Here is a 21,869-nt window from a genome sequence, read left to right as displayed (position 1 = left end):
CAGGGAGCAGCGGTGGGCGATAACGGCACGGGCGGCACGGGCGGCACGGGCGCGGCAGCGGGGGCGCTGCCGCCTCCGCGCGGCCTGGTGGACCTCCGGCGACGGCCCGGCGCGGCGGTGCTGCGCTATCCGCCGGACGCCGTGGTGATCGTCTCCGGCCTGCCCGGCAGCGGCAAGAGCACGTTGCTGCGGCGACGCCCGCCCGGCGTGGCCGTGGTCGATCCGCGCGACGTCCATCTGGCGTGCGAGGCCGTGATGCCGGCGGCGCTGCCGTACGCGGTGTACCGGCCGTGGGCGCGGCTGACGTACTTCCGGCGGCTGCGGGCAGCGGTGCGCGGGGGCGGCCCGCTGATGGTGCACGACTGCGGCAGCCGGGCCTGGATGCGGCGGTGGCTGGCCGGCGAGGTCGGCCGCGGCGGGCGCGAACTGCACCTGGTGCTGCTGGACGTCGCCCCGGCCGAGGCACTGGCCGGCCAGCGGGCCCGCGGACGCCGGACGGCACGCCGGGTCTTCGCCCGGCACTGCCGGGGCCTCGGGCGGCTGCGGCGGCACCTGCCGCCGGGCGGAGGGTCCGGCCCGACGGCCGTGCCCGCCGCCTTCACCGGGCTGACCTCGGTGGTCGTGCTGGACACCTGCTCGCGGGAGCACGCCGCGACCCGCTTCGACGCGGACGTGCGGGGGCTGCCCGCCCGGGCGCCGGCGGCCCGGGCGGGCGAGGCGGTCAGCCCCGCAGCCGGGGCGGCGCCGGCGGACTGACCTCCCCGGGGGCCCCCGCCCGGTCCGCCGCCCACCGGGCCAGCCCGGCGGCGTCGATCCCGTAGGGCGGGTCCGGTGCGAAGGCGGCGAGCGCGGCGGCCGACCTGGCCAGCAGTGCGGTGGCGCCCGCGGTGTTGCCCCGGGCGGCGTGGGTCAGGCCGACGGCGTACTGGGCCAGGCCCCGCCACAGCTCGCGCTCCGGCTCCGGGGCCGACTTCCACCTGTCCTCGAACACCTCGTGCGCGTGGAACGGCCGGCCGGCGTCCAGCAGCCGCTGCGCCTCGGCGAGGGTCTCCTGCGGGGAGCGGATCACCCCCTCGGCCTGCCTGGTCACGCCCGCCGCGCCGTACGGCAGCGGCCGGCCGAGGCCGTCGCGCGGGCGCGCGTTGCGGGCCCTGCCCTGCTCGTCGCGGTCACGGCCCGCCCCGCGGGCGGCCGGCGGCGGGCCCTGCTGCGCAGATTCGCTCATACCCCCGATTGTCCAACGGCGGGCGGCGGCCGCGGCGGGTGGATGGGCGGGCGCGGTGGTGACAAGCTGGAGATCCTGGACAAACCACTGTGAAGGGGATGGCTCGCCATGGCTGAGCATCCGCACGCCGCACTCGTCCGCAGGGGATACGACGCCTTCTCCCGGGGCGACATGGGGGCGCTGTCCGAGATCATCGCGAAGGACGCCACCCACCACGTTCCCGGCAGTCACCCGCTGTCCGGCGACTTCAAGGGCCAGGACGCCGTCCTCGGCTACTACCGGCAGCTCGCCGAGCGCAGCGGCGGGACGTTCCGGGTCGAGCTGCAGCACCTGTTCGCCGACGGCCGGGGCCACGTCATGTCGGTGCACCGGGCCACCGCCGAGCGGGCCGGGCGGAGCATGGACGCGATGGGCGGCATCATGTTCCGGATCGTCGGCGAGAAGGTGACGGACCTGGACGAGTGCGTGGCGGACCTGGAGGTCGGGGACGCGTTCTGGGCCTGACCCCCTCGCCGGAGGCGGATCCCGCCGGCTACTGCCCGATGTCCTCGTACCAGAGTTCGGGCCGGGTGGCGATGAAGTCCCGCATCAGCGCCGCGCACCGCGCGTCGTCCAGGACGGTCACCGCCACCCCGTGCTCGGCCAGCCAGTCGTGCCCGCCGTGGAACGTCCGGGCCTCCCCCACCAGCAGCCGGCCGATGCCGAACTGCCGTACCAGGCCGCTGCAGTACCAGCAGGGCGAGAGCGTGGTGACCATCGTGGTCCGCCCGTAGCCGCGCAGCCGGCCCGCCGCGCGGAAGGCCGCCGTCTCGGCGTGCACGGACGGATCGCCGTCCTGGACACGGCGGTTGTGGCCGCGCCCGAGCAGCACGCCGTCGGGCCCGAAGAGCGCCGCCCCGATCGGGATGCCGCCCTCCGCGAGCCCGGCCCGCGCCTCCTCCAGTGCCACGGCCAGCATCATCGCGTCAGCGTCCGTCATCCCCCCACTCTCCCGAGGCCCCGGACGGGACGCAACCCGCCGTCGTGCTTTCCGGCCGGGCCGCCCCGGGTGCCCTACGCGTCGAACGCGTACACCCGCACCGGGTCGAGGTGCAGTTCGTACGGACCGAGGCAGTCCGCCGCCAGGGTCGCGAGCCGGACTCCGCAGGAGCAGGCCAGGTTGAGGCCGTCGGCCCCGGTCGGGCCGCAGCAGCCGTGGTCACCGCGCCCTCCGGGCGGCGGCCGGAGACCGGGCACGTCGTCAGGGTGGACGACCACCGTGTTCCGCGTTCCCGTGGACACCACGTCGCCGGGCACCGGTAGCCCGCGCGGCCGGGCCGGCCCCGGGCGCTCGCCCGCGCGGCGCGGGACGAACGGCGCTCCCCAGGGCTCGGGGTCGACCGCGTAGTGACCGGCGGGCACCGTGGAGGGTGCGCGGCGCGGCTCCCCGCCCCGGCCGCGCGATCCGAGCGGGAGGGCAAGGGGGTCGGGGACGGCCGCCAGCGCCGTCAGCTCAGGTGTCAGCACCGCGCCGCACTTCGAGCAGTAGAAGAGCGTCATGCCCGCTGTTGTACCCGATCCGGCGGCGGCGGATCCCCTCCGGTTCCCGGGCCGCCGCCCCGCGTGTCCGCGGGCCGGTCGCTCGGTCGGACGGGGACCGGTCGTGGGCTATCCTCCGCGGTGACACGGCGCCGACGCACGGGAGACAGGGCTGGCATGGAGGTGACGACACCGGCGGAGCAAGGCGTTTGGGCGGGTGGCCGGTCCGGCGGGATATGCATCGACCTGCCGGACGGCGACGGCCCGCAGCCGACGGACGAACTCGCCCGGCCCCCGGCCGGCCGGCCGACCCGGCGGCAGCTGCTGCTCGGCGGCGGGGCCCTCGCCGCGGCGGCGGCGGGCTGGTGGCTGACCCGCGAGGACCGGCCGCGCCCGCCCGGTACTCCGGTCGCGACGTCGGGGCCGGAGCCCCTCTGGACGTTCCACGGCCCGGCCGCGCAGGCACCGGAGCGGTTGGACGGGCCGCAGGCGGTGGCGCTGTTCGCCACCCGCTCCGAGCTGCTGAGCCTGGATCCGGTCACCGGGGCGCAGCGCCGCCGGATCCGGCGCCCGCCGGGCGGCGCCGGGGGCGGACGCGAGCTGCTGGGGGGCGACCGGGTCTTCGGCTACGCCACCGGGCTGCTCACCGGCCGCCACCTGACGGACCCGGCCCAGGACTGGCAGTTCGCCGTACCCTCGACGCTCGTCGCCCCGGGGACTCCCCTGGCGCTGGACTGCTACGACGGTGAGGCCCTGCACGGCCGGGCGCCCGCGGCGCTGGACGGCCCCACCGGGGCCCCGCTCCTGCTCGCCCTGTCGGCACGGACCCGCGAGCTGCTGTGGTCCCGGGCCGCCACCGAGAACGGCGGCGACCTCACCGAACTGCGGACGGCTCCCGGGCAGCGGCTGATCGCGCGCAGCAGCCGCGACGAGCTGGTCGCGCTCAGCTCGGTGGACGGCACCCGCCAGTGGCTGGCCGCCACCGACCAGGCGCTCGGCTGGTACGAGTCGGACGCCGAGCACGTCTACGTCGCCGCACGCGCCAGCGGCCTGCGGGCGCTCCGGCTCACCGACGGCGCCCCCTCCTGGGGTCTCGCCCCGGGCCCGGACGAGGCCTGGCGCTGCCTCCAGCCGCTGGCTGCGGGCGGGGCCCTGTTCGTCCCCCGGGACAACGGACTGGTGACCCGCAACGGGGCGGCCGACGGCACCGAGTCCTGGGCACGGCAGCTGCCGTTCCGCATCGACCTGCGCAGCCGTCCGGTGCTGGTGGGCCGCACGCTGTTCGTCCCCGGCCCCCGGGCGGGCGGGGTGTGGGCGCTGGACGCCGCCACCGGTGAGGTGCGCTGGGTCTTCCAGGACTCCGGCCCCGGCGTCGACTTCTGGCGGCTGAGCACCGACGGCGAGCACCTGTTCGCCGGGCACGACGACGTGCTGTACTCACTGCCGGTCGACTGACGGTCCGCGGGCGGCCGCGGTCCCGCCCGGCCGGCGGGGCTCAGCGGCGGACCGGCAGCGGCGGCAACTCGGGGCGGTACAGCCAGGCGTCGAAGAAGGCGTCGAGCGGAGCGGGCGCGTAGTGCCCGGCGTGGGCGATGAAGTCGGCGGTGCTGACCACTCCGTGACGGTTCATCACCAACCAGTCCTTGACCATCCGGAAGAAGGCTTCCTCGCCGAGCGCGCAGCGCAGCGCGTGCACGGTGAGGCCGCCGCGCTCGTACAGCCGGTCGTCGAACATCAGCTTCTTCCCCGGCTCGGCGATCCGCATGTCCTGCGGCAGGGCGGCGACCAGGGTGTGTGCGGTGGCGGCGTGGGCAGCCGCCGTGCGGCCGCCCGAGCGCTCCGCCCAGAGCCACTCGGCGTACTTGGCGAAGCCCTCGTTGAGCCAGATGTGCCGCCAGTCGGCGATGGTGACGCTGTTGCCGAACCACTGGTGGGCCAGCTCGTGGGCGATCAGGCGCTCGGAGCCGCGGGCGCCGTCCACGTGGTTGGTGCCGAAGGTGGCCACGCCCTGGGCCTCGACGGGGACGTCGAGTTCCTCGTCGGCGACCACGACCGCGTACTCGCCGAAGGGGTAGGGCCCGAACAGCTCCTCGAAGAGGTGCATCATCTGGGGCTGGCGGCCGAAGTCCACGGTGAAGTCGGGGAGCAGCCGGGCGGGCAGGTAGGCCGTCTGCGGGACGGGACGGTGCGGGGTGGTCGCCGGACCGGGTCCGGTGACCTTCAGCGTGCCGTAGTGGCCGATGGAGACCGTGACGAGGTAGCTGGAGGTGGGCGCGGCCTGCTCGTACACCCAGGTGGTGCTGCTGGCCCGGGTCGTGCGGGTGAGCAGCCGGCCGCCGACGACCACGGTGTACGGCGAGGGGGTGGTGACCGAGACCAGGTAGGACGCCTTGTCGGCGGGCCGGTCGTTGCACGGGTACCAGGAGGGCGCGCCGACCGGCTGGCTGGCCACCAGTGCGCCGTCGGTGAGCTCCTCCCAGCCCAGCCCGCCCCACTGGCTGCGGACGGGCCTGGGGTTGCCGGTGTAGTGCACGTCGACGGTGAAGGCGCTCCCGGCGGCGAGGGCCTTGGCGGGGCGGATCCGGAGCTTGCCGGCCCGGTGGGTGTAGTGCGCGGCCCGCCCGTCGACCAGGACCCGGCCTATCCGGAACTCGGCGAGGTCGAGCGCGAACTCGCGCAGCGGCTCGGCGCCCGCCACCGCGCTCAGGCGGGCGGTGCCGCCGAGCCGGTTGGGGCCCGGCCGGTAGTCCAGGGCCAGCTCGTACCGGTGGACCCGGTAGCGGCTGTCGCCGTGGTCGGGGAAGTAGGCGTCCGTGCCGGCGGCCGACGGTTGCTTGGGACTCACCGGTTCGTACACTCCCTGCGATCTGCGAAATACACCTGCTGAACCTGCGAATGCTGCGACCGCTACGCCTGCCAGGCCTCGATCGGGTTGCCCAGCCAGCGGGTGTCCGGCGGGACGGACTCGGCCCGCATCACCAGCGAGGCCGGCCCCAGCGTGCTGCGGGCCCCGACGGTGCTGCCGGGCAGGACGATGCCGCCAGGGCCGAGCGTGGCACCCTCGCGGAGGACCACAGTATCCATCCGCATGATCCGGTCGTGAAACAGGTGGGTCTGCACGACGCAGCCCCGGTTGACGGTCACCGCGTCACCGAGGGTGACCAGGTCGGCCTCGGGCAGCCAGTAGCTCTCGCACCAGACGCCCCGGCCGACCTTCGCGCCCAGGCCGCGCAGCCAGAGGTTGAGCACCGGCGTGCCGGGCACCGCGCCGATCAGCCAGGGCACGGCCAGCACCTCGACGAAGGTGTCGGCCAGCTCGTTGCGCCAGACGAAGCCGCTCCACAGCGGGTGCTCGACGGCGCGGAAGCGGCCGACCAGCAGCCACTTGGCGGCGATCGACACCAGGCAGGCGACGGCGCCGGCGCCGAGCAGCAGCAGGCCGGAGAGCAGTGCGGCGAGGGCCGGGGAGCCGCTGGTGGCCAGCGCGGCCAGGGCGGCGAGGGTCAGCACGCCGAGCGCGGCGGAGGCGAGCACCGGCACCAGCCGGCAGACCTCGACCAGGCCGCGGGCCCAGAGCAGCCGGGCCGGCGGGTCGTAGGTGAGGCTCTGGTCGCCGGAGTCGGCGGAGCGCGGCAGCCGCATCGGCGGCATGCCCAGGTAGGAGCTGCCCTTCTTGGCCTTCTTCGGCGTCGCGGAGAGCACGCCCACCAGGCCGCGGTCGGGGACGGCCCGGCCGAGCGCGGTCATGCCGGAGTTGCCGAGGAAGGCCCGCTCGCCGATCTCGGCCTCGCCGAGCCGTAGCCAGCCGCCGCCCAGCTCGTACGGGGCGATCAGGGTGTCGTCGGCGAGGAACGCGCCGTCGCCGACGGTGGTCAGGCTGGGCAGCGCCAGCACCGTGGAGACCTCGGCCCCGGCGCCGACCTTCATGCCCAGCGCCCGCAGCCAGTACGGGGTGGCCAGGCCGGCGTACAGCGGGAAGAGCGTCCCACGGGCGAGGTCCATCAGCTGGCTGACCGTCCAGGCCTGCCAGCCGACCCGCCCGTGCAGCGGGAAGTGGCCGGGGCGCAGGCCCAGGCTCAGCAGCCGCACGGCGGCGACCAGCAGCACCGCGTAGGTGGCGCCGAAGGCGAGGGTGGCGGGGAGCACCGCGAGCAGGGCGCCGCGGACGGCCTCGCCGAGGCCGTCCTGCGGGCCGACGAAACGGCTGACGACGGCCAGCGCCGCGAGCGAGGAGGCCACCGGCAGCAGGCTCAGCCCGAGGCCGCTCACGCCGTACGCGGCGGCCCAGCGGGCCCGGCGCGGCGGCCGCTGCTTCGGCCAGTTCCGGTCGGCCTTGCCGAGCTTCACGGCGGGCGCGCCGCCCCAGCGCTGGCCGGTCGGCACCTGGCCGGTGACGCCGGAGCCCGGTGCGACCTCGGCCCGCTTGCCGACCCGGGCACCGGGGAAGAGCGTGCTGCGGGTACCGACGACGGCGTTCGAACCGACCTTGACCTGGCCGACCTCCAGGCGGTCGCCGTCCAGCCAGTAGCCGGACAGGTCGACCTCCGCCTCGACGGCGCAGCCCCGGCCCAGCTTGAGCATGCCGGTGACCGGCGGCAGCGAGTGCAGGTCCGCGTCGGGCGCGATCCGGGCGCCGAGCGCGCGGCCGTAGCGGACCAGCCAGGCTCCGGAGAGCGAGGTCGCGCCGCTGATCTCGGCGAGCCGCTCGGCCGCCCACAGCCGCAGGTGCATGCTGCCGCCGCGCGGGTAGCTGCCGGGGCGCAGGCCCCGCAGCAGCAGCCGGGCGCCGCCGGCCGCGATCGCCAGCCGGCCGGGCGGGCTGAACAGCAGCAGGCCGCCGGCCCCGACCAGCCACCAGGACGCGGTCGGGGCCCAGGCGTAGCCGCCGAGCCAGGTCAGCACGTTGCCGAGGGCGAGCAGCGCGGTCGTCCAGCGCAGGCCGACGAGCGTGAAGAGCGGGACGAGCGCGAGCAGCTGCACGAGCTGGGCGCGGGCCGGGACGGGGGCGATCGTCCGGGTGGCGCCGTCGCCCTGCGCGGAGCGCTCCAGGTGGCGGGCGAGCTTGCGCAGGACGGGCTGCTGGTAGATGTCCAGCACGGCGGCCGCCGGGTAGCGGCTGCGCAGCAGGGTGGTGAGTTGTGCGGCGGCGAGGCTGGAGCCGCCGATGGCGAAGAAGTCGTCCTGGGAGCCGGTGACGGACACGCCGAGGATCTCGCTCCACTGCTCGGCGAGCCACGCCTCGGTGCCGTAGAGCTGTTCGGCGGGCCCGGTCGTCTCCAGTTCGGGCAGCGGCCAGGGCAGCGCGGCGCGGTCCACCTTGCCGGAGGTGCGGGTGGGCAGCGCCTCGACGAGGGCGAGCAGCGGGACGAGGGCGGCGGGCAGCTCGGCGCGCAGCCGCTGGACGGCCGCCGCGTGGTCCCAGCCGTCCTGGGTGACCAGGTAGCCGACCAGCAGCTGGTTGCCGCCCCGGGCGGTGCGGACGGCCGCTGCGGCGCCCGCCACGCCCGGCAGGGCCTGGAGCGCCGCGTCGACCTCGCCGAGTTCGATCCGGCGGCCGCCGAGCTTGACCTGCTCGTCACTGCGGCCGAGGAAGAGCAGGCCCTCGGGCTCGGCCTGCACGAGGTCGCCGCTGCGGTAGGCCCGCTCCCAGCCGAGCGACTTCAGCGGGGCGTACTTCTCGGCGTCCTTCTCCGGGTCCAGGTAGCGGGCCAGGCCGATGCCGCCGATCACCAGCTCGCCGGTGGCGCCCATCGGGACGGGGTCGCCGGCCTCGTCGACCACGGCCAGCTCCCAGCCGTCGAGCGGCAGGCCGATCCTGACCGGACCCTCGCCGGTGAGCAGGGAGCCGCAGGCGACGACGGTGGCCTCGGTCGGGCCGTAGGTGTTCCAGACCTCGCGGCCCTCGGTGACCAGCCGGGTCACCAGCTCGGGCGGGCAGGCCTCGCCGCCGAAGATCAGCAGCCGGACTTCGTTCAGGGCCTCGGCGGGCCAGAGCGCGGCGAGGGTGGGGACGGTGGAGACCACGGTGATCTCCTGCTCGGTGAGCCACGGGCCGAGGTCGGCGCCGCTGCGCACCTGGGAGCGCGGCACGGGCACCAGGCAGGCGCCGTAGCGCCAGGCCAGCCACATCTCCTCGCAGGAGGCGTCGAACGCGACCGAGAGGCCGGCCATCACGCGGTCGCCGGGGCCGATCGGCTCCTCCTGGAGGAAGAGCGCGGCCTCGGCGTCGACGAACGCGGCGGCGTTGCGGTGGGTGACGGCGACGCCCTTGGGCTTGCCGGTGGAGCCCGAGGTGAAGATGATCCAGGCGTCGTCGTCGGGACCGGGGCGGGCGGCGGAGACGGACGGGGCGGCGGCGGTGCCCGTCACGGTCAGGGTGCGGTCGGCGCCGAGGACGGCGGTGACCTGCGCCTCGCCGAAGACGAGGGCGGCGCGCTCGTCCGGGTCCTCCGCGTCGACGGGGACGTAGGCGGCGCCGGCGGCGAGCACGGCGAGGATGCAGACGTACAGGTCGTTCGTCCCGGAGGGGGCCCGTACGCCCACCCGGTCGCCGACGCCGACCCCGGCCGCGGCCAGCCGCTTGCGCAGCCCGTCCACCTCGGCGGCGAGCGCCCGGTAACTGAGCGTGGCGCGGCCGTCGTCGAGGGCCGGCTCGTGCGGGTGGGTGCGGACGGTGGCGTCCAGCACGTCGACCAGTGTGCGCGGCGCGGTGGCCGGGCGGCCGGGGAACAGCGCGAGGGGGCCGGTGGCCCAGTCGGCTGCGGCGTACTGGTCCTGGTCCTGCGGCGTAAGGCTCTGCGTCATGAAAGCGGTTCGCTCCTCGTCCCTCGTACCCGGCGGGTGGCCGGTGCCAGGCCTTCGAGGACTACGGAGTGAGCCCGGCCGGGGGCCCGGCTCCGGGGCGGAGCGGGGCAACCCAACCGATAGTAACCCCGCTCTGACCAGCGAGGACGGAGGACGTTGGGCTCAACTGGTCAATGTCTGATCCGATCTGACGTTTCATCAGTTCATACGATCTTAGGCAGGGAAGGGATGTGACTGAACGTCAGATGATCTGATGGGCCGTCAGGTGCATTTCGGGAACGTGACCCATGCCACACCCGAGGGCGGCGACACGCCCGGGTTGAGTATCCGTACTCATGTGTCCCGGCGGCCCGCGCAGGACCATGGGAGCGGCACAGCCCGCACCCCGCACCCCGCACCCCGCACCCCGCACCCCGCACCCGAAGGACCACCCGTGTTCAGTCGCCTCGCCAACGCCGTCGTACCCGTCTTCGCCGGACTGACGGTCACGAGCGCCCCCGGCGTGGAACCGGCCCCGGGCAGCATCGTCGCGGCGAACCACACCTCGCTCGCCGATCCGGCCGTGGTCCTGGCCGCCCTGCACCGCCTCGGCGTCACCCCGGTCGTCCTGGCCACCGCCGGGCTCTGGCGGATCCCGGTCTTCGGCCGCGCCCTCGCCCGCGAGGGGCACATACCGGTGCACCGCAACACCCGGCAGGCCGGCGCGGCGCTGGACGGCGCCGCCGCCGCACTGGCGGCGGGCCGGATCGTCCTCATCTACGGCGAGGGCCGCCTGCCGCGACGCGGCGACTCCGGCGAGGCGGCGCCGGGCGACTTCCGCAGCGGCCTCGCCAGGCTCGCCCGCGAGAGCGGGGCCCCCGTCCTGCCGCTCGGCCAGGCCGGCGCCCGCCGCCTCAGCTCCGGCAGCACGTCCAAGCAGCTCGCCGGCGTGCTCACCGCACCGCTGCGGCGCCCCGCCGTGCACGTCCACCTCGGCGCCCCGGTCCACCTCACCGGTGACACCGCCGCCGCGACCGCCCAGGCCCGGGAGGCCGTCACCGCCGCCTGGCGCACCGCCGCACAGCGGATCGCCGAGCCGGCGGCGTAGCCGGGGCACCGGCACCAGTACCGGCACCAGAACCGGTACCGGTGCCGGTCGGGCGGCGTCGGGCCACGACCGACCGGCACCGGTCGAGCGGCGTCAGGCCTCGGCCGAGCCGTCCTCGGCCGGGGTGTGGGCCGCGTCCTCGGCCGGCTTGAGGGACTCCTCGCCGACCGTCAGGACCTCGCGGGCGGCGAGCAGCCAACGGCCGTCCTCGGTACGGACGAAGCGGTCGTGGTAGCGGCCGACGACGTAGACCTTGTAGCCGCCGTCCTCGTCCAGGCCGAGGAAGGTGTAGTGGGTGATGCCGGTGGCCGTGCCCGCCTCGGCGTCGACGTCGATGCCGGGCTCGCTGAGGAAGTGCGAGCCGCGCCAGTCGGACCAGAAGGCGGCGCGCTGCGCCTCGGCGATGGCGAGGATCTCGGCGCGGCCGGTGGCGACGGTGCCGTGCGCGGTGAACACGCCGTCCTCGGCGTAGCCCTGGACCCAGTCGTCGAGCTGGTCGGTGTCGCGCAGGTGCGCCTGACGGGACAGCAGCCGGCGGATCGCCTCGGCGTCCTCGGCGGTGCGGACGTCGGTCACGGTGCTCTGGCTGCTGTCGCTCACGGTGCTGTCTCCCTGAAGATCAATGGCACAGGGCGGCAAGGCCGTTGGGCCGGCGCCCCGGGTGGGTGACTCCATGCTGGCAGTGCGCCGCGGCCGGTACATCCGAGGAATTACCTACTTCAACCACCTACGTCTACCTATACGGCCGCGACGTGCGGAATTTAGCGCGGGCTTAGCGCTCCGCGTCAAGATTCGGTTGCCCCCGGGGCTCCGGCCTGCCCTCTGCCGTGTCCTTCGACCGGTCGACGGAGCCGCCCGCCGCCCTCCCCCGGGGTCCATCCCCTTTCGCGCTGGAGATCCCCGTGCACATCACCGCACCGCAGCTCAACCCCGGCGACAGAAGTCGGCCGGCGCCGCCCCGCTCGCGCGCCCTTCGCTCGGCGGCCCTCGCCGCCGTCATCCTGGTCGCCACGGCCGCGTGCAGCTCGTCCGGCTCCGCCGCCGGACCGGGTGCGGCGGCCGGCGCCAGCGCCGTGCCGGTGGACGGCGGCACGCTGCGGTTCGCCTCGGACACCGAGCCCGACTGCCTGGACCCGGCGGTCAGCCCCGCCGACGTGACCGGCGTCGTGGACCGCAACATCTTCGACTCGCTCGTACGCCTCGACGCGGACGGCAAGTTCCGCCCGTGGCTCGCCAGCAGCTGGGAGCTGTCCCCGGACGGCCTGGACTACACCTTCCACCTCAAGGCCGGCGTCACCTTCCACGACGGCACCGTGCTGGACGCGGCCGCGGTGAAGGCGAGCCTGGACCACGCGGTCGCCCCCGCCACCAAGTCCCTGTACGCCGCGAGCCTGCTGGAGGGCTTCACCGCCGCGACCGTGGTGGACCCGGCGACCGTCAAGGTGACCCTGTCCAAGCCCCGGGCGGCCCTCCTCCAGGCGCTCAGCACGCCGTACCTGGGCATCCAGTCGCCGAAGTCGCTGGTCGACAACGCCGCCGACCTGTGCCGCAAGCCGGTCGGCTCGGGCCCGTTCTCCTTCGTCTCCTGGGAGAAGAGCACCAAGGTCACCCTGAAGCGCAACCCGGGCTACGCCTGGGGCCCGGAGGGCGCGGGCCACACCGGCGCCGCCCACCTGGAGCAGCTGGTCTTCCAGATCGTCCCGGAGGACTCCGTCCGCCAGGGCCAGCTGACCAGCGGTCAGATCGAGGTCGCCGGGAACGTCACCCCGGCGAAGATCGCCGACCTGAAGGCGACCAAGGGCTACCAGGTCATCCAGCACGAGGCACCCGGCCAGGTCTACGGCCTCTTCCTCAACTCGGTGACCGGCGTGCTCTCCGACGAGAAGGTGCGCACCGCGCTCCAGCGTTCGCTCCAGCTCGACCCGCTGATCAAGTCGGTCTACCACGACACCCGCAAGCGCGCGCAGGGCCCGCTCGGCCCGACCACCGTCTTCTACAACAAGGCCGTCGAGGGCGCGTCGCCGTACGACCCCGCCGCCTCCGCCAAGCTGCTGGACGAGGCGGGCTGGACGGCCCGTGACGCCGACGGCTACCGGACGAAGGACGGCAAGCGGCTGACCATCGTCTGGCCGACCTCCGCCTACCTGGCCCGGGACAACCGCGACCTGCTGGCGCAGAGCATCCAGGCCGACGCCAAGAAGGTCGGCATCGAGATCCAGTACCTCAACCAGGACCCGGGCACGTTCACCAAGAGCGCGCTGTCCGGCACCGCCGACATCCTCGGCTTCAGCTTCGTCCGCCCCGAGGCCGACATCCTGCGGCACTACTTCGGCTCCGCCTCGACCCCGCAGAACGGCGGCTCCAACCTGTTCAAGTTCTCCGACCCGCAGCTGGACGCCTGGCTCGACAAGGGCGCCTCCAGCAGTGACCCGGCCGTCCGCGGCGACGCCTACGCGCAGGCCCAGAAGTACATCGTGGACCACACCCTGGAGATCCCGCTGTACGTGCCGTCCTCCGCACTCGGCGCCACCTCCGCCGTCCAGGGGATCGGCTACGACGCGGCCGCCTTCCCGCAGTTCTACGACGCCTGGCTGGCCAAGAAGTGAGTGCGTCCCCCAGCGCGTTGCCGAAGCGGCCGGCCCTCGGGCCGGCCGCCCGGCTGCTCCTGCGCCGCCTGCTGCTGGCCGTCGTCGTGATCCTGGGCGCGGCCACCGCCGCGTTCATGGGCCTGCGACTGGCGCCCGGTGACCCGGTGCAGCTCCTGGTGGGCAGTCACGAGGTCACCCCGGAGACCGCCGCGCAGGTGCGCGGCGACCTCGGGCTCGACCGGCCGCTGTACGTCCAGTACGGCCTGTTCCTGGGCCGGTTGCTGCACGGCGACCTCGGGCAGTCCTACCAGCTCTCGCAGCCCGTCTCCGACCTGCTGTCGAGCCAGGCCGCCGCGACGGTGGAACTCGCCCTGACGGGCTTCCTGCTGGCCCTGACCGGCTCCGTCCTGCTGGCCGTCGCGACCGCCGGGCGGCGCCCGCTGCTGCGCCGTGCCTCCTCCGCCGTGGAGCTGGTGCTCAGCTCGACCCCCGCCTTCTGGGCCGGGATCGTGCTGCTGACGCTGTTCTCCTTCCAGTGGCAGCTGTTCCCCGCCGTCGGCGGTGACGGCGCCGAGGGGCTGGTGCTGCCCGCCGTGACGCTGGCCCTGCCGATGCTCGGCGTGTTCTCGCAGATCCTGCGCGAGTCGCTGGAGCGGTCGCTGGAGGAGCCGTTCGCGGTCAGCGCCCGCGCCCGCGGCTCCGGCGAGACGGCGCTGCGGCTGCGACACGCGCTGCGGCACTCGCTGGTGCCGCTGCTGACCCTCTCCGGCTGGACGGTCGGCTCGCTGCTGAGCGGCGCCGTGGTGGTCGAGACGGTGTTCAGCCGGCAGGGCATCGGCCGGATCACCGCCTCCGCCATCTCGGTGCGCGACCTCCCGGTGGTGACCGGTGTGGTGATCGTCTCGGCGGCCGTCTTCACGCTGGTCAACCTGCTGGTCGACGCCCTGTACCTGGTCGCCGACCCCCGGCTGAAGGAGACCTCCGGATGACCACCCTGCACAGCACCCTGGTGCGGCCGTTCGCCGCCCGCCGGCTCCCCCGCCCCGGGCCCGTCCTCGCCTGGGCGGTCCTGCTGCTCCTCGCGGTGGCCGTGTTCTGGCCGGGCCTGCTCAGCTCCCAGCCGCCGGACATCGTCGACCCGATCCACGCCCTCACCCCGCCCGGCGGCGAACACCTGCTGGGCACCGACCAGTTGGGCCGTGACGTGTACAGCAGGCTGGTGCACGGCACCCGCGACTCGCTGACCGTCGGCCTCGGCGCCACCGGCCTCGCCTTCGGCGTCGGCTCGCTGCTCGGCATCATCGCGGCGATGGCCCGGGGCGCGGTGGACGAGTTCCTGATGCGGGTGACCGACATCCTGCTGGCCTTCCCCGGGCTGCTGCTGGCCCTGCTGGTGATCGCCGTGCTCGGCCCCGGCACCGGACACGCCACCCTGGCGATCGGCATCTCCGTCATCCCGGGCTTCGTCCGGCTTGCCCGCGCCCAGGCGCTGGTGGTGGGCCGGGCCGACTACGTGCACACCGCCGTCGCGCTCGGCCAGCGCCGCTGGGCCGCCCACCTGCGGCACGTGGTGCCCAACGCGCTGCCGCCGCTGGTGGTGTTCGCGACGCTCAGCATCGGCAGCGCGGTGATCGCCGGCTCCTCGCTGAGCTTCCTGGGCCTCGGCCCGCAACCGCCGGACCCCGAGTGGGGGTCGATGCTCGCCGAGGGGCGCGGGCAGTTCGAGGACGCCTGGGCCCTGGCGCTCGGCCCCGGGCTGGCCGTGGTGGCGACGGCCGCCGCTCTGACCGTGGTCGGCCGGGATCTGCAGCGCCGGCTGGAAGGAAGGCACCACCATGGCCGTTACTGAGGACGACACCGCCACCACCACGGTGGCCGGGCAGGCCGTCGGGGCAGTCGCCCCGACGGCTCCGCCCGTGCTGGTCGCCGAAGGCCTGCGGGTCGGATTCGGGCGGGCCCGCAAGGGGACGGGCTCCGCCGGGGTGGGCGACAAGGGGGTGCGCGACAAGGGGACGCGGGACGACGGGGTGCGGGACGACGACGTCGTCCGGGGCATCAGCTTCACCCTGCACGCCGGCCAGTGTCTGGCCGTGGTCGGCGAGTCCGGCTCGGGCAAGAGCGTCACCGCGCGCACCCTGCTCGGCCTGGCCGGCTCGGGCGCCTCCGTCCGGGCCGACCGGCTCGAACTGGACGGCCTGGACCTCACCACGCTCGACGACCGCGCCTGGCGCACCGTGCGCGGCCGCCGGGTCGGACTGGTGCTCCAGGACGCGTTGGTCTCGCTCGACCCGCTGCGCCGGATCGGCGCCGAGGTCACGGAGGCCCTGCTCAACCACCGGCTGCTGCCGGCCGCGGAGCGCGCCGGGCGGGCGGTCGAACTGCTCGCGGAGGCCGGCGTCCCCGAGCCCGAGGTACGCGCCCGGCAGTTCCCGCACGAGCTGTCCGGCGGCCAGCGCCAACGCGCGCTGATCGCCTCGGCGGTCGCCGCCGACCCGGCCGTCCTGGTCGCCGACGAGCCGACCACCGCGCTCGACGTCACCGTCCAGGCCCGCATCCTGGACCTGCTCGCGCAGAAGAAGGCCGAGGGCGCCGCGCTGCTGCTGATCAGCCACGACCTGTCGGTGGTGGCGCGGCTCGCGGACCGGATCGCGGTGATGTTCGGCGGCGTGTTCGTCGAGGAGGGCCCGGCCGAACAGGTCCTGCGGGCACCCGCCCACCCCTACACCCGCGAACTGCTGGCCGCCGTCCCCGGGCGGCACCCGCGTGGCACCCCGCTGTCCGTCCGCAGCCGCGAACTGCCCGTCGTGGCGGCCACGACCGGCACGGCGGCCGGCTGCCGCTACGCCGTGCACTGTCCGCTGGCCGAGGACCGCTGCCGCGCCGAGGACCCGCCGGTCGTCGAGGTCTCCGAGGGCCGGGTGATCCGCTGTCTGCGCCCGGACGAGCCGTGGCCCGCCCCGGTACCGCAGGCAGCCGCGACCGGCGGCGAAAGCGACGGCAGCACCGGAAAGGTGGTGCTGGCCGCGCAGTCGCTCACCAAGTCGTACCGCCGGCCCGACGGGTCGGTGCACCAGGCGGTGCGCGGCGTCTCGCTGGAGCTGCGCGCCTCGGAGGTGCTCGGCGTGCTCGGCGAGTCCGGATCGGGCAAGACCACCGTCGCCCTGATGGCGATGGGACGGCTGCGCCCCGACTCCGGCACCGTGACACTGCTGGGCGAGCCGTGGCCCGGCAGCGCGGACCGGCGCCGCGTGCAGCTCGTCCAGCAGGACACCCTCAGCGCCTTCGACCCCCGCTGGACGGTCGAGCGGCTCGTCGGCGAAGCCCTCGGCGCCCCCGGGCGGCGTGCGGCCCGCCGGAAGCGCGAGCGGATCAGCGAGCTGCTGCGGCTGGTCGGGCTGGGCCCCGAACTGCTCGGCCGCCGCCCGCGCGAGCTCTCCGGCGGCCAGCGCCAACGCGTCGCCATCGCCCGCGCGCTGGCCCCCGAGCCCGAGGTGCTGGTCTGCGACGAGCCGGTCTCCGCGCTGGACGTCTCCGTCCAGGCCCAGGTGCTGGACCTGCTCGCGGAGGTGCGCGAGCGGACGGGCGTGTCCGTGCTGTTCATCTCGCACGACCTCGGGGTCGTGCGGCACACCAGCGACCGGGTGCTGGTGATGAAGGACGGCGAGGTGGTCGAGGAGGGCCCGGTGGAGCAACTGTTCGCCGACCCTCAGCACCCGTACACCCGGCAGCTGCTGGCCGCACTGCCGCTGGCCGGCGGGGACGGCGCGCCCGCGTTCGGCAAGGCACCCGGTGTGCCCGGCGCCCGGGCCCTGCCGGACGCCACCGGCGGGACGGCTTAGGCCAGATTTAGCCCCCGCCCGCAGGCTGATGGAGCCGGACGAGTACGCCCTCAGGCGGGCGTCCGGCACCATCGGCCGACAACCCGTCACTTCTGCCGGCGCTCCCGCCCTCCATGAGGCGGCCCGGGCAGGCACGTCGGCCGGAATATCCCAGCCCCGTCCCCGCAGCAGAGAGGCCCGGTTGTGGCACTCCCCGGTACCCGCGACATCCCCGATATCCGTGTCCTGTCGGTCGGAACCGCGCTCCCGGGCGCCCCCGTGGACAACATCGCGCTCGCCCGGCGGTTCGGCCAGAGCGAGCAGTGGGCGGAATGGGTGGACGTCTTCGTCGGCACCAGGACCCGCCACCTCGCGCTCGACCTCGAACGCGGCACGCTGACCCACTCGCTGGCCGACCTCGCCACCACGGCCGCCGCCCGCGCACTGGCCGAGGCGGGCCTGGAGGCAGCCGACGTGGACGTGCTCGTCCTCGGCACCGCCACCCCCGACCTGCTGATGCCCGGCACCGTCAACATCGTCGCCGACCGGCTGGGCATCGACCAGATCCCGACCTTCCAGCTCCAGTCCGGCTGCACCGGCGCCTTCCAGGCCATCGCGCTCGGCCGGCAGCTGCTCCTCACCGGCGAGCACCGCACCGCCCTGGTCATCGGCGGCGACGTCTGCGCCCGGGCCTTCGACCTCTCCGCCGACGTCTCGGCGCTGCCGCCGGAACAGCTCGTCAACGCCGTGCTCTTCGGCGACGGCGCGGGCGCGGTCGTGCTCTCCGCCGACCCGGTGCCCGGCGCGCCCGTCATCCGGCAGGTCTTCACCCGGCTGGTCGGCCTCGGCCAGGCCCCCGGGCAGACGCTCACCTGGTTCGGCCCCAACGACCGCGACTCGGACACCCCCGCCGTCAGCGAGGACTACAAGGCGATCGAGGCGCGCGTCCCGGTGCTCGCCGAGGAGATCTACCGCGAGCTGCTGGAGACCCTGGACTGGAAGGCCGACGCGCTGGACTACCTGCTGCCGCCCCAGCTCTCCGGCCGGATGACCACCCGGATCAGCGAGCTGCTCGGCGCCACCTCGGCCGAGGAGATCAGCGTCGTGACCACCACCGGAAACAACGGAAACGGCCTGCCCTTCCTCCAGTTGGAACTCCTGCTGCCGCGCATCGCCCCGGGCGAGCGGGCCATCGCGGTCGCGGTGGAGTCCAGCAAGTGGATCAAGGCCGGCTTCGCCCTCGAAGGAGCCTGACCCCGATGACCTCCACCACCCCCGCCGCACCCGTCGGGCCGCCCGCCCGCCAGCGCCGGCACACGCTCTACTTCCTGGACGAGATCCGCTCCTTCGCGCCGGTCCACCTGGACACCGAGATCGACATGACCCGGGTCCTCGCCCACCGCGAGGCCGCCAAGGCCGACGGCGTCCGGTACTCGCCGGTCGCGTACGTCCTGCTCGCCGCCGGCCGGGTGCTGGCCGAGCACCCCGAGGCCAACGCGGCGGTCCGCGGCCGGCTCCGCCCCCGCGTCGCCCGCTACTCCACGGTGGCCGGCAAGCTCGTGCTGGACCGCCGCCTCGGCGGACAGCGCGTGGTGCTCGCCACCGTCGTGCCCGACCTGGACACCGCCGAACTCCCCGCCATCCAGGCGCAGATCGACGACTACCGGGGCGACGACGCCGACACCAGGCCCGAGTTCGGCCCCGTCCGCGCGCTGCACAAGCTGCACCCGCTGCTCGGCCTGCTCGCCTACCGGGCGAGCGTCCGCCCGCTGCGCGGGCGCCCCGAGCGGATCGGCACCTTCGCCGTCAGCTCGCTCGGCCACGCACCGGTCGACGGCTTCCACTCCGTCGGCGGCACCACCATCACGCTCGGCGTCGGCCGGATCCTCGACCGGGTGGTGGCCCGCGACGGCCTGCCCGCCGTCGCCCCCGTCCTGCGGCTCAACCTCACCTTCGACCACCGGGTGGTGGACGGCGCCGAGTCCGCCGAGGTGCTGGCCGGGATCAAGGACGTCCTGGAGTCCTACCCCGCCTACCGGGCGGCACCGGCGACCGCGGCGACCACGGCGGGCGAGGCAGCCGAGGCGATCGAGACGGCGACCGCACGATGAGCGACATCGGCGAGCTCAAGCAGTACATCGAGGTGCACGCCCGGGCCCAGCGCATCCCGGACACCGACCGGCGCCGCATCCTGGACCGCATCACCGACGACGGCAGCGGCCCCGGCTCCTGGGCCCACGAATGGACCCGCGCCGGCGAGGAGCTGGAGCGCGCGGGCCAGGTCCAGGACGCCGTCCGGCACTTCACCATCGCCCGGTTCCCGTACGTCGACGGGCCGGCCCGGCAGGAGGCCGCCGACCGCGGCGCCGCCGCCTTCGACCGCTGGCGCCGCGAGGACGCCCCCGTCATCGAACCGCTCGCGGTCGAGACGGACGGCGGCACCGTCCACGCCTGGACGGCGGGGCTCTCCACCCGCGACCCCAAGCCGCTGCTGCTGTTCTCCGGCGGCATCGTCAGCACCAAGGAGCAGTGGGCCCCCGTCCTGCTCCAGGTCGCCCGGCTCGGCATGGCCGGCCTGGTCACCGAACTGCCCGGCGTCGGCTCCAACACCCTGGTGTACGGCCCCGACAGCCACCGGCTCTACCCCGCCCTGCTGGACGCCGTCGCCGACCGCGCCAAGGTCGACCAGAGCTACGCGGTGGCGCTCAGCTTCAGCGGCCACCTCGCGCTGCGCGCCGCCCTCGGTGACCCGCGCATCCGGGGCATCGTCACCGCCGGGGCCCCGCTGCACCACTTCTTCACCGACGAGGACTGGCAGCAGCAGGTCCCCCGGATCACCGTCGACACCCTCGCCCACCTCTCCGGCGTGAAGCCCGGTGAACTCGGCGCCCACATCCGCGACTGGGCGCTCAGCGAGGCCGACCTCGCGGCGCTCGACATCCCGCTCGCCTACCTGGTGAGCGGACGCGACGAGATCGTGCCGCCCGGCGAGGTGCCCCTGCTGCGCCGCAACGTCCGGGACCTCTCCCTGCTCGTCAACGACGACGTGCACGGCTCGCCCCGCCACGCCGGCGAGACCCCGCTCTGGGTCGTGCTCTCGGTGCTGCGGATGCGCGGCGTCCGGGACCCGCGCCGCGCGCTGTTCGGCGCCCTCTGGCGGCTCGCCCGGCTGCGCGCCCGCCGCGCCGGCTGACCACCGCGCCGCCCCGCCGGACCTGCGTCACCCGTGTCATCTGCGTCACCTGCATCACCTGCCCCACCTCTCACCGAAGTCGACCGGCCACGAACGGCTGTCCGCCGCCCGTACCCGAAGGATGGAACCACCCATGGCTAACGAGGAGAAGCTCCGCGACTACCTCAAGCGGGTCACCGCAGACCTGCAGCGGGCGAACCAGCGGGTGGCGAAACTTGAGGCGGACCGGCGCGAGCCGATCGCGATCGTCGGCATGGCCTGCCGCTACCCGGGCGGCGTGCGTACCCCGGAGGACCTCTGGCAGCTGGTCACCGACGGCACCGACGCCGTCGGCCCGTTCCCGACCGACCGCGGCTGGGACTTGGAGAACCTCTACCACGAGGACCCGGACCACCCCGGCACCGCCTATGCCCGTGAGGGTGGATTCCTCTACGAGGCAGGCGAGTTCGACCCGGCCTTCTTCGGCATCGGCCCGCGTGAGGCACTGGCCACCGACCCGCAGCAGCGCCTGCTGCTGGAGACGGCCTGGGAGGCGCTGGAGCGCACCGGCATCGACCCGGTGACGCTGCGCGGCAGCAAGACCGCGGTGTTCGCCGGAGTGATGTACTCCGACTACGGCTCCCGGCTCAACCCCGCGCCCGAGGGCTACGAGGGCTGGATCGGCAACGGCAGCGCGGGCAGCATCGCCACCGGCCGCGTCTCGTACACGCTCGGCCTGGAGGGCCCGGCCGTCACGGTCGACACCGCCTGCTCCTCCTCACTGGTCGCCGTGCACTACGCCGCGCAGTCGCTGCGCTCCGGCGAGAGCACGCTCGCGCTGGCCGGCGGTGTGACCGTGATGGCCACCCCCGGCACCTTCGTGGAGTTCAGCCGCCAGCGCGGCCTGGCGCCCGACGGCCGCTGCAAGCCCTTCGCGGCAGCGGCGGACGGCACGGGCTGGGCGGAGGGCGCCGGCCTGCTCGTCCTGGAGAAGCTCTCGGACGCGCGGCGCAACGGGCACCCCGTCCTCGCGGTCCTGCGCGGCTCCGCCGTCAACCAGGACGGGACCAGCAGCCAGCTCACCGCGCCGAACGGGCCTTCGCAGCAGCGGGTCATCCGCCAGGCCCTCGCCAACGCCGACCTCACCGTCGACCAGGTCGACGTCGTCGAAGCCCACGGCACCGGCACCACCCTCGGCGACCCCATCGAAGCACAAGCCATCCTCGCCACCTACGGCCAGAACCGCCCCACCGAACACCCCCTCTACCTCGGCTCCATCAAATCCAACATCGGCCACACCCAAGCCGCCGCAGGCGTCGCCGGCATCATCAAAATCATCCAGGCCTTCGAACACGGCCACATCCCCCGCACCCTCCACCTCGACCACCCCTCCCCCCACGTCGACTGGACCGCCGGCAACGTCGCCCTCCTCGCCGAACACACCCCCTGGCCCGAAACCGGCCACCCCCGCCGCGCCGCCGTCTCCTCCTTCGGCATCAGCGGCACCAACGCCCACGTCATCCTCGAAGCACCCACCGAAGAACCAGCACCCACCACCGAAACCACCCCGGCAGACACCACCGGCCCCTACGTCTGGCCCCTCACCGCCCGCGACACCACCGCACTCCGCGACCAGGCCCGACGCCTCCACCACCAC

Annotated in this window: 18 protein-coding genes; 12 read left to right on the top strand and 6 right to left on the bottom strand. The window is 74.8% G+C overall.

The genetic code is table 11. The features are described 5' to 3' along the window. The first annotated feature begins 12 nt into the window (after positions 1–12). Positions 13–756 (top strand): AAA family ATPase, encoded by a 744-nt coding sequence (locus ACFUK0_RS29535; RefSeq protein ID WP_380255510.1) that lies wholly within the window; start codon positions 13–15, stop codon positions 754–756. On the opposite strand, the gene ACFUK0_RS29530 is transcribed toward ACFUK0_RS29535, so the two are convergent. After that, positions 722–1,225 (bottom strand): DUF309 domain-containing protein, encoded by a 504-nt coding sequence (locus ACFUK0_RS29530; RefSeq protein WP_380255509.1) that lies wholly within the window; start codon positions 1,223–1,225, stop codon positions 722–724. The two genes, ACFUK0_RS29535 and ACFUK0_RS29530, sit on opposite strands and share 35 nt — an antisense overlap. Positions 1,226–1,333: 108 nt before the next feature. Between ACFUK0_RS29530 and ACFUK0_RS29525 the strand changes: the two genes are divergently transcribed. Further along, on the top strand, positions 1,334–1,729 hold the full coding sequence (locus ACFUK0_RS29525; protein WP_380255508.1) for a nuclear transport factor 2 family protein: 396 nt from the start codon (positions 1,334–1,336) through the stop codon (positions 1,727–1,729). A gap of 28 nt (positions 1,730–1,757) precedes the next feature. On the opposite strand, the gene ACFUK0_RS29520 is transcribed toward ACFUK0_RS29525, so the two are convergent. Together ACFUK0_RS29520 and ACFUK0_RS29515 are read right to left on the bottom strand one after the other, a co-directional pair. After that, positions 1,758–2,204 carry a nucleoside deaminase gene (locus tag ACFUK0_RS29520; protein ID WP_380255507.1) on the bottom strand — a complete coding sequence of 149 codons (447 nt, stop codon included), beginning with the start codon at positions 2,202–2,204 and terminating at the stop codon, positions 1,758–1,760. Between the two features lie 74 nt (positions 2,205–2,278). Then, complete coding sequence (locus ACFUK0_RS29515; protein WP_380255506.1) at positions 2,279–2,764, bottom strand: hypothetical protein; 486 nt, start codon at positions 2,762–2,764, stop codon at positions 2,279–2,281. Positions 2,765–2,920: 156 nt separating this feature from the next. Here ACFUK0_RS29515 and ACFUK0_RS29510 point away from each other — a divergent pair, with 156 nt between their 5' ends. Beyond that, positions 2,921–4,198, top strand: coding sequence for a PQQ-binding-like beta-propeller repeat protein (locus ACFUK0_RS29510; protein ID WP_380255505.1), 1,278 nt, complete (start codon positions 2,921–2,923; stop codon positions 4,196–4,198). Positions 4,199–4,238: 40 nt separating this feature from the next. Here the strand turns inward: ACFUK0_RS29510 and ACFUK0_RS29505 are convergent, their stop codons facing one another. Both ACFUK0_RS29505 and ACFUK0_RS29500 read right to left on the bottom strand, forming a co-directional pair. Continuing rightward, positions 4,239–5,588: a M1 family metallopeptidase gene (locus tag ACFUK0_RS29505; protein WP_380255504.1), complete on the bottom strand. Its 1,350-nt coding sequence runs from the start codon at positions 5,586–5,588 to the stop codon at positions 4,239–4,241. Positions 5,589–5,650: 62 nt separating this feature from the next. Further along, a complete protein-coding gene (locus ACFUK0_RS29500) occupies positions 5,651–9,547 on the bottom strand; it encodes a Pls/PosA family non-ribosomal peptide synthetase (protein WP_380255503.1) in 3,897 nt (1,298 codons plus the stop codon). A 433-nt stretch (positions 9,548–9,980) separates the two neighbouring features. Here ACFUK0_RS29500 and ACFUK0_RS29495 point away from each other — a divergent pair, with 433 nt between their 5' ends. After that, positions 9,981–10,634, top strand: a complete 654-nt coding sequence (locus ACFUK0_RS29495; protein WP_380255502.1) for a lysophospholipid acyltransferase family protein — start codon at positions 9,981–9,983, stop codon at positions 10,632–10,634. A 93-nt stretch (positions 10,635–10,727) separates the two neighbouring features. On the opposite strand, the gene ACFUK0_RS29490 is transcribed toward ACFUK0_RS29495, so the two are convergent. Next, entirely contained in the window at positions 10,728–11,234 is a 507-nt protein-coding gene (locus ACFUK0_RS29490; RefSeq protein WP_380255501.1) for a nuclear transport factor 2 family protein, read from the bottom strand. Positions 11,235–11,536: 302 nt separating this feature from the next. Between ACFUK0_RS29490 and ACFUK0_RS29485 the strand changes: the two genes are divergently transcribed. The 8 genes from ACFUK0_RS29485 to ACFUK0_RS29450 all read left to right on the top strand — a co-directional run. Further along, on the top strand, positions 11,537–13,240 hold the full coding sequence (locus ACFUK0_RS29485; protein ID WP_380255500.1) for an ABC transporter substrate-binding protein: 1,704 nt from the start codon (positions 11,537–11,539) through the stop codon (positions 13,238–13,240). A gap of 17 nt (positions 13,241–13,257) precedes the next feature. Beyond that, a complete protein-coding gene (locus ACFUK0_RS29480; protein ID WP_380255499.1) occupies positions 13,258–14,211 on the top strand; it encodes an ABC transporter permease in 954 nt (317 codons plus the stop codon). After that, positions 14,208–15,071: an ABC transporter permease gene (locus ACFUK0_RS29475; protein WP_380255498.1), complete on the top strand. Its 864-nt coding sequence runs from the start codon at positions 14,208–14,210 to the stop codon at positions 15,069–15,071. Before ACFUK0_RS29480 ends, ACFUK0_RS29475 begins: the two co-directional genes overlap by 4 nt. After that, positions 15,058–17,061, top strand: coding sequence for a dipeptide ABC transporter ATP-binding protein (locus ACFUK0_RS29470; RefSeq protein ID WP_380255497.1), 2,004 nt, complete (start codon positions 15,058–15,060; stop codon positions 17,059–17,061). Before ACFUK0_RS29475 ends, ACFUK0_RS29470 begins: the two co-directional genes overlap by 14 nt. A 183-nt stretch (positions 17,062–17,244) precedes the next feature. Next, on the top strand, positions 17,245–18,294 hold the full coding sequence (locus ACFUK0_RS29465) for a 3-oxoacyl-ACP synthase III family protein (protein WP_380255496.1): 1,050 nt from the start codon (positions 17,245–17,247) through the stop codon (positions 18,292–18,294). Between the two features lie 5 nt (positions 18,295–18,299). Continuing rightward, positions 18,300–19,151 carry a 2-oxo acid dehydrogenase subunit E2 gene (locus tag ACFUK0_RS29460; protein ID WP_380255495.1) on the top strand — a complete coding sequence of 284 codons (852 nt, stop codon included), beginning with the start codon at positions 18,300–18,302 and terminating at the stop codon, positions 19,149–19,151. Then, positions 19,148–20,233 (top strand): alpha/beta hydrolase, encoded by a 1,086-nt coding sequence (locus ACFUK0_RS29455; protein WP_380255494.1) that lies wholly within the window; start codon positions 19,148–19,150, stop codon positions 20,231–20,233. Before ACFUK0_RS29460 ends, ACFUK0_RS29455 begins: the two co-directional genes overlap by 4 nt. Before the next feature lie 133 nt (positions 20,234–20,366). After that, positions 20,367–21,869, top strand: a 1,503-nt coding sequence (locus tag ACFUK0_RS29450; protein WP_380255493.1) for a type I polyketide synthase, incomplete at its 3' end; no start/stop codon positions are given.

This window comes from Kitasatospora sp. NPDC057223 (assembly GCF_042669755.1).
Lineage (GTDB): Bacteria > Actinomycetota > Actinomycetes > Streptomycetales > Streptomycetaceae > Kitasatospora.
The sequence above is the reverse complement of the archived record's forward strand: the minus strand, read 5'-3'. Positions and strand labels throughout refer to the sequence as shown.

Excerpts from the sequence above, each read along its gene's own strand:
- ACFUK0_RS29520 (WP_380255507.1), bottom strand. The coding sequence starts at position 2,204 with ATGACGGACGCTGACGCGATGATGCTGGCCGTGGCACTGGAGGAGGCG.
- ACFUK0_RS29460 (WP_380255495.1), top strand. The coding sequence starts at position 18,300 with ATGACCTCCACCACCCCCGCCGCACCCGTCGGGCCGCCCGCCCGCCAG.
- ACFUK0_RS29525 (WP_380255508.1), top strand. The coding sequence starts at position 1,334 with ATGGCTGAGCATCCGCACGCCGCACTCGTCCGCAGGGGATACGACGCC.
- ACFUK0_RS29515 (WP_380255506.1), bottom strand. The coding sequence starts at position 2,764 with ATGACGCTCTTCTACTGCTCGAAGTGCGGCGCGGTGCTGACACCTGAG.
- ACFUK0_RS29500 (WP_380255503.1), bottom strand. The coding sequence starts at position 9,547 with ATGACGCAGAGCCTTACGCCGCAGGACCAGGACCAGTACGCCGCAGCC.
- ACFUK0_RS29470 (WP_380255497.1), top strand. The coding sequence starts at position 15,058 with ATGGCCGTTACTGAGGACGACACCGCCACCACCACGGTGGCCGGGCAG.
- ACFUK0_RS29510 (WP_380255505.1), top strand. The coding sequence starts at position 2,921 with ATGGAGGTGACGACACCGGCGGAGCAAGGCGTTTGGGCGGGTGGCCGG.
- ACFUK0_RS29455 (WP_380255494.1), top strand. The coding sequence starts at position 19,148 with ATGAGCGACATCGGCGAGCTCAAGCAGTACATCGAGGTGCACGCCCGG.
- ACFUK0_RS29530 (WP_380255509.1), bottom strand. The coding sequence starts at position 1,225 with ATGAGCGAATCTGCGCAGCAGGGCCCGCCGCCGGCCGCCCGCGGGGCG.
- ACFUK0_RS29475 (WP_380255498.1), top strand. The coding sequence starts at position 14,208 with ATGACCACCCTGCACAGCACCCTGGTGCGGCCGTTCGCCGCCCGCCGG.